The following is a 19,464-nucleotide window of genomic DNA, read 5'->3' as shown; positions in this document are numbered from 1 at the left end:
ATGAACAGAAATGCTTTTTTGCCCGGCGTAACGGGCATTGCGTTGTTATTGCTGGTCGCCGTGCCGGTCAGCTTTGTGATTTTACAGGCGGTTTTCCCGCATCTCGATACCGGTGCTTATTCCGCACCGTTCAGCGTATTTACCCGCGTGTTCGCCGAACCTCAGCTGCGTGAACTGTTTTCCACCACGATCAAAGTCGGGCTGGGCGTCGCGCTGTGCAGCGGATTAATCGGTATTCCGCTCGGCGCGCTGCGTGGCCTGTTTGCCCTGCCGGGTGCGGCGTTGTGGGATGTTCTGTTTCTGGTGCCCTTTTTGCTGCCGCCTTATATTGCCGCCCTGTCGTGGATGCTCGCGCTGCAAACCCGCGGTTATGTGCAGCAACTGGTGCCGTGGCTGCATCTCAACGATTTCCTGTTTTCCATACCGGGCATGGTTGTGGTCATGACGCTGAACGTCTTTCCGGTGGTGTATTTCGCGGTGTCGCGCAGCATGGCCGCCAGCGGCAGCCGTCTGGCAGACGTGGCGCGTATTCACGGCGCTGGCCCGTGGCGCGCCTTTTCCCGCGTGACATTACCCATGGCACTGCCCGCTATGGCATCAAGTTTGCTGCTGGCATTTACGTTATCCATCGAAGAATACGGCGTGCCGGGCGCGCTCGGTTCGCGCAGCGGCGTGATGCTGCTGACCACCGGCATCGAAGCGCGCCTTGCCGACTGGCCGATTGATTTACCCGGCGCGGCGGTGCTTTCACTGATGCTGGTGGCGATCGCGCTGTGCGCTTACAGCGTTCAGCGCGCGGTGGTGGCGGGCAAAAATGTGGAAAGCATGACCGGCAAACCCGCCGATATCACACAAAAACGGCTGAAAGGCTGGACGATCCCGGTGCTGGCATTATTCACGCTGGTGACGGTGATTGCCGTGGCGCTGCCGATTTTATCGACGCTGGCTACAGCGTTTTCCGGCACGCTTTCTGGCGGACTTTCGCTGTCGAACCTGACATTACGTCACTTCGGCGCGCTGTTTACCGCACACGGCGACGCGATCAGCGCCCTGTCGACCAGCCTCAGTCTGGCGCTCGGCACGGCATTCATCGCGGGCGCGACGGGCTTTCTGGCGTCGTGGCTGGTAGTGGTCAGGAAGATCCGCGGTTCGGCGCTGATTGACGGATTGTCTTTGTTACCGGCGGCGCTGCCGGGGATCGTGGTTGGTGTCGGGCTGATCCTGGCGTGGAACCGCAGCTTCTGGCCGGTTACACCTTACAACACCTGGGTGATTTTGCTGCTCGCCTATTGTTGCCTGCTGCTGCCTTATCCGGTGCGTTACGTCAGCGCGGCGTTAAAGCAGATCGGCGGAAATCTGGATGCGGCCGCGCGGGTGCATGGGGCGACGGCAGCGCAAACGCTGCGGCTGATCCTGCTGCCGCTGGTCTTTCCCAGCCTGCTGGCGTCGATGATGATGGTGTTTGCCGTCGCCTCGCGCGAGCTGGTGACGTCGCTGCTGCTTTCACCGGCAGGCGTGCAGACCGTATCGGTGTATGTATGGCGGCAGTTTGAACAGGGATCGGTAGGAGATGGCATGGCAATGGCGTCAGTTGCGGTGTTACTGAGCCTGACGCTGATGCTGGCAGCCGTCAGGCTTCAACGAAAACCGCTGGCTTAGCTCTCCCGCTGCGGTTCGGTGTGCGGGCGGTCGCCTGCCGGAATTAACAGACCGGCGGCGACCGCCAGTACGGAAATAATCGCGGAAACCATAAAGACCCAGTGCAGGGACGCCGCCACACTTTCGGTCAGCGCCGCCAGATGATGGCTTTCCATCGCATTGCGCGTGGCTTTTTCCATCAGTTGCTGAACCGGATCGTTCACCTGAGGCAGGCGATATTGCAGATTGAGATTCAGCGTTGCGCCCAGCACGGCGGTGCCGATTGCCGAGCCTAACATGCGGGTAAATAAGGTGGATGCGGTCGCAATCCCGCGGATTGCCGGTTCCGCATTATTCTGCACCGACACAATAAACGTGGTATTCGCTAACCCCATTCCCGCGCCGATTGAAAACGCCGCCAGACGCGCCACCCACAGCCCGGAATCTGGCGAAAGAAACAGCAGCGCCACACTTCCGCCCAGCAGTAAAACGCCGCCCAGGACCGCTGTCGCGCGGTAAGACGTCGCCTGCATCAGACGGCTGCTGAGCATGCTCGCCAGTGGCCAGCCGATGGACATCAGCGCCAGCGTGGTGCCTGCTTCCAGCGGCGTGCCGCCGAGAACGCCCTGCACGTAGGTCGGCAGAAACGCGCTGATCCCCATCATCGTCGCGCCGATAATCAGGCCGCCAATGTTACCGGCAATAATCACTTTGCTTTCCCACAACGCCAGCGGGAACAGCGGCTCAGGCGTTTTGCGCTCCTGGCGGATCAGCAAATATCCGCTGACCACCGCCAGCACAATCAGCGCCAGCGCCCAGTAGCCCAGCACTTCGGCCTGAAGCAACGCCAGAAGCAGCGCCGCAACGGAAAGCGTCAGATAACCGGTTCCGGCCAGATCCAGTTTATGTTGTTTACGCTGCCCGTCCGGCGGCAGGTATTTAACCAGAATTGCCATCGCCACCAGACCGATCGGCACGTTAACCCAAAACACGACGGCCCACGGGAAATGCGAAACGATAAATGCCCCCATCAGCGGGCCGACAATCGCCGAAACACCCCACACGCTGGACAAATAGCCCTGCGCTTTCGCACGTTCCTGCGGGCCATAAACATTGGCAATCAGCGTGGTCGCAATCGGCGTAATCGCCCCTGCGCCCAGACCCTGCAAGGCACGGAAAGCAATCATCCAGGCCAGTGAGGGCGCGAATCCACACAATACGGAGCCGATGAGAAACAGCGTCGTCCCGATGAAAAACATTTTCCGGCAACCGTACAAATCTGCAAGCCGGCCATAGATCGGCACGGTAATCGCCTGTGTCAGCAGATAGACGGCAAAGACCCAGCCGAGCAGCGAGAAACCGCCGAGATCACCGATGATGGTCGGCATCGCGGTCGCCACAATTGTGACTTCCACGGCCGCCATAAACATCGATAACATGCAGGCAGTGAGAATTAAGGGGCGGTGTGATGATTTTACAACGGGAGTCGTGACGGCCATGTTCTCTGTTTTCGTTAGATTATGCGCTCAGGCAGATAGGCAAACTATACACAAACTATAGACAAAAAAGCGGCTCAGGGTTTGGCACTCTGAGCCGCTTTGTTTCGATGGTTACGTGACAACGTCACGAATCAGACTTTGGTCAACGTTTTCAGCTTCAGGCTGGACAGGTCAATAAATTTGGCCATATCGCGGCTTTCCGCACGAGGTAAATAAGGAATTTCACCCAGCAGCGGCGCGGAAATATTGGCACTGATCGCGTCAATAGTTTCCTGATAGTGGGCAAGGCACGGGTTAATTCGGTTTGCAACCCAACCCAGCAGCGGTAATCCATCGGCGATAATCGCCTGCGCCGTTAATAGCGCGTGGCTGACACAGCCTTCCTGAATACCGACCACTAATACGACCGGCATATTTTGCTGGCGAACCCAGTCTGAATATAAAAGGTGCGGAGTAATCAATGTTCTCCAGCCATCGCACCCTTCTACGACCACTGAATCTGCCTCTTCACGCATGAAGTTGAGGCCACTGGTCATTATTTCAAAAATATTCTCAGGAACCTGGCTGGCATAAATATCTTCGTCAGCTAAGGCCAGAGGGGTTATTCTATTAAAAGGATAAGCAATAGAAGATGACTGCTGGAGAGTTACCGCATCTTTATTTCGAACCCCGTCGGCCAGCTCCTGGCTGCCAGTTGCAATAGGTTTATAGCCTAAAACGCAGCGATCCTGCGCGGCTAAGGCCTGAAGCAAGGCACGTGTGACAATGGTTTTACCTACACGGGCGTCCGTACCCGTGACGAAAAAGTGCGTTAACATGAAATTCAGGCTCCGGGATCTCTCCGTCTTATTGAAAGATAGCCTCCGGTAAGAAAAAGCCGCCAGAGACAAAGTAACAGCTGAAAGTCTAGGCGATGAGAGATGAGAGCGGTTTGCGTTAGCGCAATGTTTTGTTGACTGGACTGTAAGGAATACGCATAAGGTTATAAGAATTTATTTAATGTCATAACCTGAGGGAATATAAGTAATTAAAGTAACCGGCGGACAAACCACATCCTGTGAGCGTCAGATTTATGGCATTGCTTGCTGATACAGATCAATAAACGTCGCCACACCGAAGAATATAGCCCGCTAAGTGTATTAACCCTGTAATAATTTAATCAGTAAGGAGCCGCTATAAAGCGCATCCTTAACTAATGCCGCGCCGGGCATCGTTCCCTGATTATAAAATTGCGTGGATTCCAGTTTGATATTTTCGCTATATACGGGAAGTGATTGCTGCTGAATACAGGACATTATCGCGGGATGAAGAATATCCTGAGATAAATTAAGCGGTGAGCCGATCAGCACTTTTTCCGGATTAAACAAATTCACCATGATCGCCAGAATACGTCCTACGCTTTGCCCCACGCTGATAATCACATCACGCGCCAGCTGATCGCCCCGGTTCGCGGCGTCACACACTGCTTCAATCGTCAGAGACACGCCGTGCAGCAAACTGGCAGGCACCGGCACCGTGAGTCGCTGACGTACTAAATCCAAAATACTGTCGGTACTGGCAACGGTTTCCAGACAACCGTGATTGCCGCAATAACAGCGTTTCCCGTACGGATCAACCTGCGTGTGCCCGATTTCGGCCACGCTGCTGCTGCCTGCGTGCAAAACGCGCCCGCTGGTAATCACCCCGGCGCCGACGTTGTGGTCAATCACAATCTGCACCACATTTTTGCAGCCGCGTGACGCACCGTACAACGATTCTGCCAGCGTCCACGCGCCGATATCATGCTGAACGTACACCGGCAGGCCCGTATGTTCCGAAAGCGTATCGCCAAGCGGCATATCGAAAACGTCATGATAAAACGGCATGCGGTGAACAATGCCCCGGCGCGCATCAATCATGCCCGGCAGGGTAATCGCGATGGCGGTCAGGCGCTCAAGTTTGCGCTGATGGCGGATAAAGAACTGATCGATTTCAGAAATGATGCGTTTAAGCAGCGGCTGATGCGCCTGCTCCGGCAGCGGAAGCACTTCTTCTACCACCAGTTTGCTGCTCAGATCCCGTAAACCGAGAGTGATCGACCCCAGGCTGATACGTGCCGAAAGGTAATGCCAGGCCTGAGTATCCAGGGCTAAACCAATGGCGGGACGCCCGCGGCTTCCCGGATCCTGAAACTCAGTTTCAAGTACCAGATGTGCCTGTAAAAGTTCACGGACAATCTTGGTAATACTGGCCGGAGCGAGTTGAGCTTTTTTAGAAAGTTCTATGCGCGAAATGGGACCAAACTGATCTATCAGGCGGTACACAGCACCGACATTGGTTTGTTTAATCTGATCAATATGTCCGGGTTGCCCGTCGGGGATCACTCAAGGAACTCCTGTTATTTTCGCGCTTCAAAATAAAGATTAGGGCTATGTTGGGGTTTTTGTCATATGTCGTCAACTATTTGATTCGTTATGTGATTTGGTGCACAAATTGTGTGAAAAGCCTCTCAGAATTGACTGGAAATACAGCAGGTTTGCCCCCAGTTGCACAGTCAGTTCTCCCGGAGCAGTAAATCGATAAACGCCCGCGTGGCCGCGGTCATCGGGCGACGCGCGTGATTCACCAGCCAGAGCTGCGTGGTACCTTCTGCTTTTCCGAAACGCAAATAACGCACGCCATCGACCTGAATGCGCAAATACGACGCCGGCAATATCGACACGCCTAAACCCGCCGCCACCAGCCCGATAATCGTCAGCGGCTCGCCCACTTCCTGGGTGATAAAAGGCGTTATTCCCTGTGTTTTGAGCTGACCGAGAATATCGTCATACAGCGACGTGCCCACGTCTTTGGAGAAGAACACGAAAGGCTGATCGGCCAGATGCTGAAACGTCAGTTCGCCGTCAGGCAGCGCGTTCAGCGGATTGTCTTTGTGAACCACGGCAATCAGCGGTTCCGACAGGATCAGATGATGCGCCAGCTCTTCCGGCAACTCGCCGTTGCGCATAATCCCCAGATCCAGCTTACCTTCCAGCAGCGGTTCGATTTGCTGTTTACTGTTGAGCTGCTCGATCCGAATATTGACGCCGGGATAGGTCAGCCGGAAATGATGCAGCGTGCGGGAAACGCGACGCATAAAAGGCGCGGAAGACGTCAGCCCGAGCGTCAGATTCCCTGATTCGCCGCGATGAATTCGTGCCGCCTGCGCCGCTGCTTCATCAACACGCAGCAAGATCTGCCGTGCTTCCTGCAAAAATGCCTGTCCGGCCTGCGTCAGCCGCACGCTGCGGTTGTTTCGGTAAAACAGCGTCGCACCGACGTGAGTTTCCAGCGCCTGAATCTGCTGGCTGAGCGGCGGCTGAGAAATATGTAACCGCTCAGCGGCACGGCCAAAATGCAGCTCTTCGGCGACCGCGATGAAATACCGCAAATGACGCAGTTCAATGTGGCTCATGGTTTAGATCAATTTATCCTCATTGATATGTTTAACGTATCGTTCTTGCGAAATTAATATATTAGACAATATATCGGCCACTGTTAAAATTTTCATACATTTTAAAATTTAGTTTTACAGCTCATCGCGTTAAGGAATTCCAGTGAAAACCTCCCGGCGGATTTCCGCTGCACCAGCCAATGACTCTGTTAATGACGACGAATTAAATCCTGAAAGCCCCGTCGCCCGTTCCGGCCTGAAAACCCCTTTTATCAAACGCGGAACACCGCAGTTTATCCGCGTCACGCTGGCTTTATTTTCAGCGGGTCTGGCGACGTTTGCCCTGCTCTATTGCGTTCAGCCAATTCTGCCGGTGCTCTCGCATGATTTCGGGGTATCGCCTGCGACCAGCAGTTTATCGCTGTCGTTATCCACCGGTCTGATGGCGGTTGGCCTGCTTTTTACCGGCCCGGTATCGGACGCCGTGGGGCGTAAATCGGTGATGGTGGTGGCGCTGTTACTGGCCGCGGGTTGCACGCTGGTGTGTTCCTTTATGCAAAGCTGGGACGCCATTCTTATCATGCGCGCGCTGATTGGTTTGTCGCTGAGCGGCGTGGCGGCGGTTGCCATGACGTATCTGAGCGAAGAAATTCACCCGAGTGTCGTGGCGTTTTCGATGGGGTTATACATCAGCGGGAATTCCATCGGCGGGATGAGCGGACGTCTGGTCAGCGGCGTTCTGACGGATTTCTTCTCATGGCGTATCGCTATGGCGGTCGTCGGTTTCTTCGCGCTCGCCGCAGCGATCATGTTCTGGCGCATTCTCCCGCCTTCAAAGCATTTCCGCGCCAGTTCGCTCAAGCCGCGCAAATTGCTGATTAACTTCAAACTCCACTGGCGGGACAGCGGCCTGCCGCTGCTGTTTGCCGAAGGTTTCCTGCTGATGGGCAGCTTTGTGACCATGTTCAACTACATCGGTTACCGCCTGCTCGCCACGCCGTACAACCTGAGCCAGGCCATCGTCGGTATCCTGTCGATTGTGTATCTGATGGGCACTTACAGCTCGCCGAAAGCCGGTGTGATGACCGGTGTGTATGGCCGCGGCCCGGTGCTGATTGGTTCAACGGCCATCATGCTGGTGGGGATTTTGATCACCGCCTTCTCACCCGTCTGGATGATTTTCATCGGAATGATCCTGGTCACCGGCGGATTCTTCGCCGCCCACTCGGTTGCCAGCGGCTGGATCGGCCGCCGCGCACGCCGCGCGAAAGGACAGGCGTCGTCACTTTATCTGTTCAGCTACTACGCGGGATCGAGCGTCGCCGGGACTCTGGGAGGATTCTTCTGGCACGCCTACGGTTGGTACGGAATTACGGGGTTTATCAGTCTGATGTTGGTTGTTGGGGTCGGTGTCGGGATCCGGTTGATGCGGCTTTCTGAGGCAAAAGCCGCTTAATGCCATTTTAAGAACCTGGGTTGCCACCCAAACTGGCCCAGATGGCGCGCAAACGCGCGCGCCCTCCGGACACCCGCGCTTTTTAACTGCGCCAGCCCGAATCACTCACCCAGTTTAGAAAGCCTCCTCTGGCTGTCAGCCTCAAATAACTGCATCCGCGCAGTATCAATCTGCACCCAAACCCTGTCCCCCGGTGCGGCACCGGATCTCACCATGCTGTAAACACTCAGCCGTTCTCCACCGAATGTACCGTGGATAAGCTCACTCAGGCCGGTGGGTTCGATGAGCGTAACGTCCAGAGGAACCGCGCCAGGCGCGCCCTGTTCGCACAAGACAATGGCTTCGGGCCGCACGCCGCAGGTGACTTCTGCACCACTTTTCAGGTTCATAATCTGCGGGTCAACCGGCAGCGTCTGGCTGGCATTGATGCGCAGCTGCGGAGCGGAATCACCCAGTTCGATTGTGCCGTTAATGAAGTTCATTGAGGGCGAACCGATGAAGCTGGCGACGAATTTATTGGCGGGTGTGTCGTAAAGTTCCAGAGGAGTGCCGACCTGCTGGATGACGCCGTGGTTGAGCACCACGATGCGGTCGGCAAGCGTCATGGCTTCGACCTGATCATGGGTGACGTAAACAATGGTGTTGCGCATGCGCTGGTGCAGGCTTTTGATTTCAATGCGCATCTGCCCGCGAAGCTGAGCGTCAAGGTTGGAAAGCGGTTCATCGAACAGGAAAACCTGCGGTTCACGCACAATCGCCCTGCCCATTGCCACGCGCTGACGCTGGCCGCCGGAAAGCTCTTTCGGACGACGGTGCAACAGCGCCGTCAGCCCGAGAATATCCGCCGCTTTGTTCACGGCCGCGTCGATTTCGGCTTTCGGGCGTTTTTGCACTTCAAGGCTGAAACCCATATTCCGCGCGACGGTCATATGCGGATACAGTGCGTAACTCTGAAATACCATCGAGATATCGCGGTCCTTTGGCGCGACCTGATTCATCAGGCGCGTGCCGATGTGAATGTCCCCCGCCGTCGCCAGTTCCAGCCCGGCGATGGTGCGCAGCAAAGTGGATTTTCCACAGCCCGAAGGCCCGACTAACACCACAAATTCGCCGTCCTGAATCGTCAGGTTGATATGACGCAGCACTTCGACATTTTCGTAACGTTTTTGAAGATCGGAAATCGTAATCTGAGCCATAAAATTATCCTTTAACCGCGCCAGCCGTCAGCCCCTGAACCAGGTAACGCTGAATGAATGCAAAGAAAAGACAGGCGGGGATCAGCGCCAGCACCGCCGCCGCCATCATGTCGCCCCAGGAAACCGCGAATTTCGACACAAAACTGAGCAGCCCGACCGGAAAAGTCATCACCTCGTTTTTGTTGATAAGCATCAGCGAGAACAGCAGTTCACTCCACGCAGCGGTAAACACAAACCCCAGCGTGGCGGCCATCCCCGGCAACGTCAGCGGTATAATGACTTTGCGCAGCGCCATAAAACGGCTGCACCCTTCGAGCATCGCCGACTCCTCCAGATCTTTCGGAATACTGTCGAAAAACGACTGCATCAGAAAAGTGGCGAACGGCACGTTGAACGCGGTGTAAATCAGGATCAGCCCCAGCAGGCTGTTGGTCAGCCCGAGCGGTGCCATCACTTTGTAAATCGGCGCGAGGATCATCACCAGCGGGAACATTTGCGTGAACAGCAGCAGCGCCGCCATCACGGTTTTGCCACGAAAGCTGAAGCGCGAAAACGCAAAACCTGCACCGGCGGCGATCACGGTCGTCAGGAATGCGGTGCCGAATGACACAATCAGGCTGTTAAAGAAATACAGCGGAAACTGGCTTTCGGTAAACACGCGCTGGAAATGCACCAGCGTCAGTTCACTGGGCCACATCCGCACGCCTTCGCTGTAGAGCAGTTTGTCCGGTGTAAACGAAATCTTGATCAGCCAGTAAATCGGAAACAGCGCGAACAGCAGGTAAAAGAGGATCCCCAGCCGGTGTCCCCCTTTACGGAGCCACAAATTTAACGAGAGTACGTTCATCGGATTCTCCTTATTTCAACAGCTGGTGGCGGATACGCAGTAAAACCAGTGCGTACAGCGTCATCAGAACCAGCAGGAATACCGCCATCGCCGAAGCATAGCCAAAGTCGAGTTTCCGGTAGGCCGTGGTGAAAATGAAACTTGACAGAATCGACGTCGAATTTGCCGGGCCGCCGTCGGTCATGACCACAATCAGGTCGGCAAAATTGGCAATCCAGATGGTGCGCAGCATGACGGTAATCGCGATCATCGGTGCCAGAAACGGCAGCGTGACTTTGCGAAACTGCTGCCAGCCGGATGCGCCGTCCATCGCCGCCGCTTCATACAAATCTTTTGGGATCGACTGCAACGCCGCCAGCAGCGTGATGGCAAAAAACGGAATGCCGAACCAGACATTCGCCAGCACCGGGCCGTAAAGCGCCAGCGTCGGATCCGACAAAATGTTGTAAGGCTCAGAAATAATGTGCAAATCCGTCAGCCAGTACGGCAGAACGCCGATCACCGGATTCAACAACCATGCCCAGGTCAGACCGGAAAGAAACGCGGGCACCGCCCACGGCAGAAACACCAGCGCCTGGACCCAGCGGCGGCCGGGGAATTCACGGTTGAGCAGCAGCGCCAGACCGAGCCCCAGCGCGAACTGTAAAACCAGCGACGTGGCCGTCCAGTTAAAGGTGTGACGCAGTGCGGCGTAAAAATGCCGATCATCAAACATTGTGCGGAAGTTATCCAGCCCGACCCAGCCGGTATCAAACGGGTTAAGCAGCTGAATATTCTGGAAAGCATAAGAAATGCCGATCGCCATCGGTACAAAAATAAACAGGCCAATCAGCACCATCGTCGGGCTGAGATAAACCCAGGGTTCAAGCAGCGCCCGCAAACGGGGAAAGCGCGGCGCGGCAGCGGTGTCTGGCGGTGAAACTTCCAACATCATGACGCGTCTCCAGTTGTAAAAGGTGTTAACTCCGGCACCGCGTGCCGGAGCCGGATGCTTACTTCTGCGTAGCCAGCCACGCCTTTTGCTCTTTGGTGAGGTATTTCGCCCAGTCTTTCACCATGCTTTCTGTGTCGTTCTGGCCGAGCAGCGTCTCCTGCGAGCTGTCTTTCACAATCACCGAGTTAAAATAACCCCAGCCTTTAAGGTGTGTCGGCATGGTCAGCGGAATGTAATCCGGACTGTTCAGCTCGGCAAACCAGCCGGCGAACTGCGGCGCGTGGTAATACGCATCCTGCTCAGCGCCTTTGTAAATCGGCAGCGTGCCGACGAATTTCGACCACGTCAGGTTGTTTTCTTTGTTGCTGAGGAAGGAAATCAGATCCCAGCTTTGATCCTGATTTTTACCTTGTTTGAACATCGACCAGCCGGTGTAACCGATGGTCGGATAGGCTTTGCCGTTGGGCCCGAGCGGCATCGGCGCGACCGAGAAATCGTCCGGGTTCATGCTGTTTTTGATGGCGATCAGCGCGTCCGGATCCTGATCGAGCATCGCGCATTTTCCGGAATAGAAGCCGGAGACAATTTCGTTAAAGCCCCAGTTGACGCTGTCTTTCGGCGCGTAACCTTTCTGGTACATGTCCACCAGGAACTGCGCCCCTTTAATTGCGCCCGGATGCGTCAGCGTGCTGTTGCCGTCTTTGTCGAAAAAGTCCGGCGAGCCGTTCATCGCCGCCATAAACATCATCCAGGCGTTAGTGCCACCGACGCCACCGCGCATGCAGTAGCCGCTGATGCCGTTGCCCAGCCCGCTGATTTTCTTCGCATCGGCCATAAACTCATCCATGGTTTTCGGTGGCTCAGTCAGCCCGGCCTGCTGGAAGAGTTTTTTGTTCCAGAACATCGCCCGCAGATAGAAACCGTAAGGGATCATGGTCGCCGTGCCGCCGGAAGAGCGCGCCATCGTCAGCGTTTTATCGGTGAGATCCGGCGTGCCGCTCCAGCTTTTCAGGCGCGGTTCGAGATCGGCCAGCATCCCGTTGCTGGCGTACAGCCCCTGCCAGGTATCAGGCATTTCCACGACGTCCGGATATTGCCCGCTCTGAATCATCGTGCCGAGTTTTTCAAACGCCTGCCCCCAAGGCAGTGACACCACTTCAATCTCGACATCCGGATGTTGCGCCTTGTACGCGGTCAACATTTTTTGCAGCATTTCGGTACGCGCCGGGCTGGTGATCACTTCCACCAGCGTCAGTTTGGTGGCGGCAAAACCGGCACAGGAAAACAGGCTGACGCTGAGGGTCAGCGCGCTGAGCAAAGCATGACGTTTCGGGTGTCGCATAATCTTGATTCTCCACGGAGCTAAGGGTCGGATCACAGGAACAGTCGTTGATGTTTTTACCGGGTTAAGGAACAGGCGCTTTCGATGGCGTTTTTCAGGTCGCGCCACAGATCGCCGGTGTCTTCAAGGCCGATAGAAACGCGGATCACACGTGGCGATACGCCAAAATCAATCGCCGAGTTAAATTCACCCGCCTGATTCAGCACGGAAATGGCGGGCATCACCAGGCTTTCAAATCCGCCCCAGCTCACGCCCATCCGGAACAACTTCAGTGCGTTGCAGAATGTCGGAATGTCGATGCCCTCGCTGAGTTCGAATGAAAACAGGCCGCTGTAACCGGTCAGCGTTGACGTCGGCAGCGGGTCTAAACCGGGATGATTCACCTGCGTAATGCGAGAATAGCCCTGTAAACGTCGCGCCAGTTCCAGCGCACTTTCGTGATGCTGACGCATACGCAGCGGCAAAGTCCGGAGGCCGCGCAGTAAAAGCCAGGCTTCGTTAGCCGACAATTTCCCGCCTAAAAACGGGCTGATATGACGGGTAATCGCACCGATGCGTTCCTGACTGGAGATGACCAGACCGGCTACGACATCGCTGTGCCCGCTGATGTATTTGGATGCGGAATGGATCACCAGATCGATACCGGCCGCCAGCGGTTTCTGGAAAACCGGCGATGCCCAGCTGTTGTCGATCATCGTGATCACGCCGTATTTTTTTGCCAGTGCGGCAATCGCTTTCAGATTCTGCTCGCCCATCACCCAGCTGTTCGGGCTTTCCAGATACAGCAGTTTCGCGCCCTGAATCGCCTCTTCCAGGGCAGGAAGTGAACTGCCATCCACGAACTGAGCCTCAATCTGAAAACGGGTGCAGAACCCGCGCAGGAAGCGGTAGGTATCCGGGTAAACGTGATTCACACACACGACTTTGTCGCCCGGCCCGGCCACGCTCAGAATGGAATTGCTGATCGCCGCCATGCCGCTGCCGAAGGCCAGACAGGCTTCGCCACCCTCCAGTTCCGCGACCTTTTTCTGCAATTCCACTACCGTCGGGTTATCAACGCGGGAATACAGCGCGTGATCGCTGTCACCGCGAAAACGGGCGATCATGCTGTCATAATCGGTGAAACTGAATAATGATGACTGATAAATCGGCGGCGAAATCGCGCCGCGATCATGGCGTCCGTCGTGGACTAAACGGGTGTATTCGTGCAACTCATCGTGCGGGCTTTTATCATCTTGCTGCATTGATCACTTCCTTCATGTCACGTTCAGTTATGTTCAGAATGTCGTTGCTCAGCCTGCGTGCGGTTTCCGGCTCGCGCCGCGCAATGGCTTCAAATAAGGTCCGGTGCAGCGGAAAAGAGTCGCTGAACAGCGCCTGTTCCGGCGGTGATTCGAAAAAGGCGTGCAGCAGGTCGTAGATGCCGCCGACCATTTGCAGCAGCAGCGGATTGTGCGCGGCGGTGTAAATCGCAGCATGAAACTGCCAGTCTTCGGCTCCGGCAGAACCGACGCTCAGATGCACTTTTTCCATCACACCGAGCTTTTGTTCGATAAACAGCAAATCGCTTTCCGTCGCCCTGACTGCTGCCAGCGCCGAGGCTTCGCATTCAATGATCCGGCGGACTTCCAGCGCGTGAAGCATGGTGGCGGAGTCGTTTTTAAAGCGCAGGGACAGAAAGCTGTCGTTAGCGGTGACTTCCGATTGCAGGAAAGTGCCGCTGCCTTTTTTTCGCACGATAATGCCCAGCGCTTCCCAACGTTTCAGCGCCTCGCGGACGGTATTCCGGCTCACCGCCAGCCCTTCCGCCAGCACGCGCTCGGGCGGCAATTTTTCACCCACGCGGGTGCCGGACTGCGCCACATAGCGGGTCAGCGCATCAAGCACCAGCGTGTCACTTTGCTGAGGAGCAATCGGGTGCAACAAGTTCAGTTCACCGTGCATATTGTTCTCCGCGCATCGGCCAAAATTGGCCCAACAACTCAACCTGTGAACCACTTTGCAATTTGTTTGCCAGTTTTTAGATAAAGCACTAACTCAATGATTTCCCTTCAAATAGCGTATTTACGCACTGGTCCGGGTAACAAAACCGCGATCGCCGTGGTGCAAAAATCACCGGTTTTGTTATGTCACTGTGCAGGATATGTTCAGACTTGTAGCACGCAATGGATTGACGCTCGTTAGCGCAAATGATAATTGTTATCATGTAAATTCATTTCATCAGGCAGGTTTGTATGACCACGAACACTGACCGCGCGTCTGTCGCCACCGTTTGTATTGTTGGCGGCGGCCCAGCCGGACTAATGCTGGGCTACCTGCTGGCCCGCCAGGGAATTGACGTGACGGTGCTGGAAAAACACCGGGATTTTCTGCGTGATTTTCGCGGCGACACCATTCACCCTTCGACGCTGGACATCATCTGGCAACTGGGTTTTCTCGATGAGTTTCTCGCCCTGCCGCATCAGCGCGCCGAGAAGCTGTACGGCGAAATCAACGGCAAAGAAACCACGCTGGCGGATTTCACTCATCTGCCGACGCAGTGCAAATTCATCGCTTTTATGCCGCAATGGGATTTCCTGAATTTCATCGCCAGCAAGGCCGCGCTGCTGCCGAATTTCCGGCTGATCCACAATGCGCAGGTGCTTTCGCTGCGGGAGAATGAATCCCAGATAACCGGTGTTCTGGCGGATGTGAACGGCGAAACGCAGCATTTCGACGCCGATCTGGTGGTGGGTTGTGACGGCAGAAATTCAATTGTGCGCGAGCAGGCCGGGATGGAAATCCGCCGTTTCGGCGCACCGCGTGACGTGCTGTGGCTGAAAATCAATAAACGCACGGACGACCCGCAGTGGTCGATGGGGCATCGCGGGCCAAAGAAAAACTTCATCATGATCGACCGCGGCGATTACTGGCAGTGCGGTTATTCGATTCCAAAAGACAGCCTCGACGCGCTCAAAGCGCGCGGCATCCCGCCTTTTCTGGATTTGCTGACTGAAGTCTCACCGTTTGAGCGTGAGCGTCTGGGCGAAGACATTCAGAGCTGGGACGACGTGCGCCTGCTGGTGATCCGCATTGACCGCCTCAGAGAATGGGCTAAACCCGGCCTGTTATGCATCGGCGACGCCGCCCACGCGATGTCCCCGATTGGCGGCGTCGGCGTAAATCTGGCGATTCAGGATGCCGTCGCGACCGCAAATATTATCGCGCAACCGCTGAAAGCCGGGCGTCTGACGCTCCGTCACCTGAAACGCATCCAGCGGCGACGGACATTCCCGACGTGGGCAACGCAGACGTTACAGATTATGATCAGTAAGGCCGGGCAAAAACCCCGCAAGCGCGCCCCTTCCCGGCTTGAAAGCTGGCTACGGGGGAGGAAGTTCATTCCCTTCCTGTTCGGACGGCTGATCGGAGTCGGGTTTTATCGGGAGATCCCGAAGTTATGAGCGTGAGACGCACAATGCGTTTGCAAGCGGACTGAGTAGGTTTCGGTTTTTCAATTGCGGTGATCGCTCAGCGGCTCGCGCCGACACCGACCAAAAGGGGAAAGTGCTTTTCTCCTTTTGGATTTCCCCACGCTTTTTCAACACGCGCTCCGCTCGCTGGCACTGTTTTAGTAACGCCTCTTATTGCCGCGAAAACTTGCCGCCACGCGGTGCCTTCGTTTCGGTGTTCGAGCCTTGGGTCTCGAAACTCTCACTCAGCAAGCTTTCAAAAATCACGCCGTATGAGCACCGCAAAAACCGTCTGGTGATGTCGGTCATACATCACAAATATCAATCCTCTCCCCTATTTCATCACCGATAATTGACAAGCGTCATTACGCCGGAACGGTTAATTGTTCAAAGTGCCCGCCTTTCACTTGGATCCAAATTTAATCTCGGGGAATACATGTATGACAGAGTTATTGATAGGTCTGGTGGTGGCCGTGTTTGTCGGGCGGTACATCATCAAGGGGTATTCACCCACCGGCGTACTGATGGTTGGCGGGTTAATACTGCTGATTATCAGTGCGTTAATGGGCCACAGCGTGTTGCCGGAAGGCACGAAGAGCACCGGCTGGAACGCCACGGACATCGTGGAATACGTCAAAATCCTGCTGATGAGCCGCGGTGGCGATCTCGGGATGATGATCATGATGCTGTGCGGTTTCGCGGCGTACATGACGCACATCGGCGCTAACGACGTAGTGGTCAAACTCGCATCACGTCCGCTACAGATGATTAACTCGCCATACATTCTGATGGTCGCGGCCTATATTCTGGCGTGTCTGATGTCGCTGGCGGTGTCTTCCGCGACCGGTCTCGGCGTACTGCTGATGGCGACGCTGTTCCCGATTATGGTGAACGTCGGCATCAGCCGCGGCGCGGCGGCGGCGATTTGTGCGTCGCCGGCGGCCATTATTCTTTCCCCGACCTCAGGCGATGTGGTGCTGGCGGCGCAGGCGGCCAACATGCCGCTGGTCGATTTTGCCTTCAAAGTCACCCTGCCGATTTCGATTGCCGCTATTGTGGCGATGGCCGTCGCGCATTTCTTCTGGCAGCGTTATCTGGATAAACGCGATACCGCCGTGGTAGATAGCGTGGATTCCAACAAAGATGACGTCATTGAAACCAACGCCCCGGCGTTTTACGCCATTTTGCCTTTCACGCCGATTATCGGGGTGCTGATTTTTGACGGTAAATGGGGCCCGAATCTGCACATCATTACTATCCTGGTGATCTGCATGGTGCTGACTGCACTGATTGAAACAGTAAGAAACCGCAACGGGAAAGCCGTGTTTGCCGGGCTGGACGTCGCGTATCGCGGTATGGCGGATGCGTTTGCCAACGTCGTGATGCTGCTGGTTGCGGCTGGCGTTTTCGCGCAGGGTCTGAGCACCGTCGGCTTTATCAGCAGCCTGATCGGGCTGGCGCAAAACTTTGGTTCTGGCAGCATTATTATGATGCTGGTGCTGGTCACCATCACCGTCCTTGCGGCCATGACCACCGGCTCGGGCAATGCGTCGTTTTATGCGTTCGTGGAACTTATCCCGAAACTGGCGGCGAAAATGGGCATCAACCCGGGATATCTGGTGATCCCGATGTTACAGGCGTCCAACCTTGGTCGCACCATTTCACCGGTCTCCGGCGTCGTGGTCGCCGTGGCAGGTATGGCAAAAATCTCCCCGTTCGAAGTGGTAAAGCGCACCTCCGTGCCGGTTCTCGTGGGGCTGATAGTGGTTATTGTCGCCACAGAAATTCTGGTTCCGGTTCACTAATTCCCCTCCTTTTCTAATGCTGAAATCATTTGCGCTCTATCAAGGCGGCAACTGAGCAAATCCCCGGAAGCATACAAAAGTATGTGACCGGGGTGCGCGAAGGAAGCCAACGCCGAGACAGCGTGAAGGATGAAAGTATTGATCACATAAATACGATATGGGCTAATACCAACTCAGGTTAAGCTACTGCGCCTTGAAGGTCGGGGAAAAAGCCCCGTCTGAGTGATGGCGAAATCCGCGTAATATAGGCTTTTTATGTCGAATAATCCGGGCTACAAACGAATCGGCGGGTGGTTACTGGCCCCGATGGCGTATCTGATTGTCACGCTGCTGAGCGTTGTATTAATGCTGTTCCTGTTTTCAATGGCCATATTTATGCCGGAATCACGCGAATATTTAATCACCAATTCGCAGGCCTTTACGCTGCAATGGTATTTCTCCGTGGTAACCACGTTAGCGATGGGGTTATTTACCGTTGCGGTTCTCTGGCAATTTTGTAAGCGTGCCAGAGCGTTACCAAAAATGTATATTATCTGGTTGTTGTGTACGGTATTGCTGGCGGTAAAAGCCTTTGCATTCTCGCCGGTTACCGATGATCTGGCCGTGCGTAACTTACTGTTACCCTTATTGGCTGCTGCGGTGTTTGTGCCTTATTTCAAGCGCTCACTGCGGGTGAAAGAAACCTTCACGGAATAACCCTGAAGTTTTAATGTTTATTATGTCCGGGCAATTGTCATGACCTCTTACTTATTACTGTTTGTCGGCACCATGCTGGTGAATAACTTTGTTCTGGTGAAGTTCCTCGGACTTTGCCCGTTTATGGGCGTGTCCAAAAAACTGGAATCCGCCATCGGCATGGGCCTGGCGACCACGTTCGTGATCACCTTGTCGAATATCTGTTCGTGGATGGTCAACACCTTCATTCTGATGCCGCTGGGCCTGGTGTACCTGCGCACCATGGCGTTTATCCTGGTGATCGCTGTCGTCGTACAGTTCACCGAAATGGTCGTGCGTAAAACCAGCCCGTCGCTGTATCGCCTGCTGGGTATTTTCCTGCCGCTTATCACTACCAACTGCGCCGTGCTCGGCGTGGCGCTGCTTAACATCAACCAGCAGCTGAATTTCATGCAGTCCGCGCTCTACGGTTTTGCCGCCTCACTCGGTTTCTCGCTGGTGATGGTGCTGTTCGCCGCCATTCGTGAGCGCCTGGTTGTCGCTGACGTGCCTGCACCGTTCAAAGGTTCTTCGATTGCGCTGGTCACGGCGGGCCTGATGTCACTGGCCTTTATGGGCTTTACGGGTCTGGTGAAATTCTGATGTTTGAATTATGGGTAGCGATTGGTGCGCTGACCGCACTGGCTCTGGTGTTTGGCCTGCTGCTGGGTTACGCCTCGCGTCGTTTTGCCGTGGAAGGCAACCCGGTTGTCGATCAGATTGACGATATCCTGCCGCAAAGCCAGTGTGCGCAATGCGGTTATCCCGGTTGTAAACCTTACGCCGAAGCCGTGGCCAATGGCGACAACATCAACAAATGTGTGCCGGGCGGCGAAGCGGTCATGCTCAAGCTGGCCACCCTGCTCAACGTCGAGCCGCAGCCGATGGGCGAAGACGTCGCCGCCGCCGTGCCGGTGCGCAAAGTGGCGTATATCGACGAAAGCAACTGTATCGGCTGCACCAAATGCATTCAGGCCTGCCCGGTCGATGCGATTGTGGGCGCAACCCGTGCCGTGCATACCGTGATTACCGATTTATGTACCGGCTGTGACCTGTGCGTCGCACCGTGCCCGACGGACTGCATCGAAATGCTGCCGATCAAAACCACCACCGCAAACTGGAAGTGGGATTTGCAATCCATTCCGGTTCAGGTCATCCATGCGGAGTAA

Annotated in this window: 17 protein-coding genes; 7 read left to right on the top strand and 10 right to left on the bottom strand. The window is 55.4% G+C overall.

What is annotated here, in order from left to right; all coding sequences use genetic code 11:
* Positions 1 to 1,659: an iron ABC transporter permease gene (locus tag M2403_RS06040; RefSeq protein WP_259228731.1), complete on the top strand. Its 1,659-nt coding sequence runs from the start codon at positions 1 to 3 to the stop codon at positions 1,657 to 1,659.
* Here M2403_RS06040 and M2403_RS06035 read toward each other — a convergent pair.
* From M2403_RS06035 to M2403_RS06020, 4 genes are all read right to left on the bottom strand, one after another.
* Entirely contained in the window at positions 1,656 to 3,137 is a 1,482-nt protein-coding gene (locus M2403_RS06035; protein ID WP_152326157.1) for an MDR family MFS transporter, read from the bottom strand. The two genes, M2403_RS06040 and M2403_RS06035, sit on opposite strands and share 4 nt — an antisense overlap.
* A 131-nt stretch (positions 3,138 to 3,268) precedes the next feature.
* Positions 3,269 to 3,955 carry a dethiobiotin synthase gene (bioD, locus tag M2403_RS06030; RefSeq protein WP_259228730.1) on the bottom strand — a complete coding sequence of 229 codons (687 nt, stop codon included), beginning with the start codon at positions 3,953 to 3,955 and terminating at the stop codon, positions 3,269 to 3,271.
* A 321-nt stretch (positions 3,956 to 4,276) separates the two neighbouring features.
* On the bottom strand, positions 4,277 to 5,500 hold the full coding sequence (locus M2403_RS06025; protein ID WP_259228729.1) for an ROK family transcriptional regulator: 1,224 nt from the start codon (positions 5,498 to 5,500) through the stop codon (positions 4,277 to 4,279).
* 170 nt (positions 5,501 to 5,670) lie between these two features.
* On the bottom strand, positions 5,671 to 6,570 hold the full coding sequence (locus M2403_RS06020; RefSeq protein WP_152326154.1) for a LysR family transcriptional regulator: 900 nt from the start codon (positions 6,568 to 6,570) through the stop codon (positions 5,671 to 5,673).
* A 142-nt stretch (positions 6,571 to 6,712) separates the two neighbouring features.
* On the opposite strand from M2403_RS06020, the gene M2403_RS06015 reads away from it, so the two are divergent.
* Positions 6,713 to 8,005, top strand: a complete 1,293-nt coding sequence (locus tag M2403_RS06015; protein WP_152326153.1) for an MFS transporter — start codon at positions 6,713 to 6,715, stop codon at positions 8,003 to 8,005.
* A 101-nt stretch (positions 8,006 to 8,106) separates the two neighbouring features.
* Here the strand turns inward: M2403_RS06015 and M2403_RS06010 are convergent, their stop codons facing one another.
* Genes M2403_RS06010 through M2403_RS05985 form a run of 6 tightly spaced genes read right to left on the bottom strand, consistent with a single transcriptional unit; the run spans position 8,107 to position 14,268 of the window.
* A complete protein-coding gene (locus M2403_RS06010; RefSeq protein WP_165057422.1) occupies positions 8,107 to 9,201 on the bottom strand; it encodes an ABC transporter ATP-binding protein in 1,095 nt (364 codons plus the stop codon).
* A gap of 4 nt (positions 9,202 to 9,205) precedes the next feature.
* The gene (locus M2403_RS06005) at positions 9,206 to 10,048 is read right to left on the bottom strand and encodes a carbohydrate ABC transporter permease (RefSeq protein ID WP_152326151.1); all 843 of its coding nucleotides are present in this window, start codon (positions 10,046 to 10,048) and stop codon (positions 9,206 to 9,208) included.
* 10 nt (positions 10,049 to 10,058) lie between these two features.
* Entirely contained in the window at positions 10,059 to 10,982 is a 924-nt protein-coding gene (locus M2403_RS06000) for a carbohydrate ABC transporter permease (RefSeq protein WP_101078854.1), read from the bottom strand.
* Between the two features lie 58 nt (positions 10,983 to 11,040).
* The gene (locus tag M2403_RS05995) at positions 11,041 to 12,324 is read right to left on the bottom strand and encodes a sugar ABC transporter substrate-binding protein (protein WP_152326150.1); all 1,284 of its coding nucleotides are present in this window, start codon (positions 12,322 to 12,324) and stop codon (positions 11,041 to 11,043) included.
* A gap of 56 nt (positions 12,325 to 12,380) precedes the next feature.
* Positions 12,381 to 13,568, bottom strand: coding sequence for an aminotransferase class I/II-fold pyridoxal phosphate-dependent enzyme (locus M2403_RS05990; protein WP_259228728.1), 1,188 nt, complete (start codon positions 13,566 to 13,568; stop codon positions 12,381 to 12,383).
* Positions 13,555 to 14,268, bottom strand: a complete 714-nt coding sequence (locus M2403_RS05985) for a FadR/GntR family transcriptional regulator (RefSeq protein WP_165057420.1) — start codon at positions 14,266 to 14,268, stop codon at positions 13,555 to 13,557. The genes M2403_RS05990 and M2403_RS05985 overlap by 14 nt, the downstream gene beginning before the upstream one ends.
* A 290-nt stretch (positions 14,269 to 14,558) precedes the next feature.
* On the opposite strand from M2403_RS05985, the gene M2403_RS05980 reads away from it, so the two are divergent.
* From M2403_RS05980 to rsxB, 5 genes are all read left to right on the top strand, one after another.
* Complete coding sequence (locus M2403_RS05980; RefSeq protein ID WP_259228727.1) at positions 14,559 to 15,767, top strand: FAD-dependent oxidoreductase; 1,209 nt, start codon at positions 14,559 to 14,561, stop codon at positions 15,765 to 15,767.
* 449 nt (positions 15,768 to 16,216) lie between these two features.
* Entirely contained in the window at positions 16,217 to 17,581 is a 1,365-nt protein-coding gene (dcuC, locus tag M2403_RS05975) for an anaerobic C4-dicarboxylate transporter DcuC (RefSeq protein ID WP_259228726.1), read from the top strand.
* A gap of 255 nt (positions 17,582 to 17,836) precedes the next feature.
* Positions 17,837 to 18,277: a DUF2569 domain-containing protein gene (locus M2403_RS05970; protein WP_152326145.1), complete on the top strand. Its 441-nt coding sequence runs from the start codon at positions 17,837 to 17,839 to the stop codon at positions 18,275 to 18,277.
* A 39-nt stretch (positions 18,278 to 18,316) separates the two neighbouring features.
* Positions 18,317 to 18,898 (top strand): electron transport complex subunit RsxA, encoded by a 582-nt coding sequence (rsxA, locus tag M2403_RS05965; protein WP_101078861.1) that lies wholly within the window; start codon positions 18,317 to 18,319, stop codon positions 18,896 to 18,898.
* A complete protein-coding gene (rsxB, locus tag M2403_RS05960; RefSeq protein ID WP_152326144.1) occupies positions 18,898 to 19,464 on the top strand; it encodes an electron transport complex subunit RsxB in 567 nt (188 codons plus the stop codon). Before rsxA ends, rsxB begins: the two co-directional genes overlap by 1 nt.

The organism is Rahnella sp. BIGb0603, from assembly GCF_024808755.1.
In the GTDB taxonomy this organism is placed as follows: Bacteria; Pseudomonadota; Gammaproteobacteria; order Enterobacterales; family Enterobacteriaceae; genus Rahnella; species Rahnella contaminans.
Note: the sequence above shows the minus strand (reverse complement) of the source record. Positions and strands in the feature narration are given on the sequence as shown.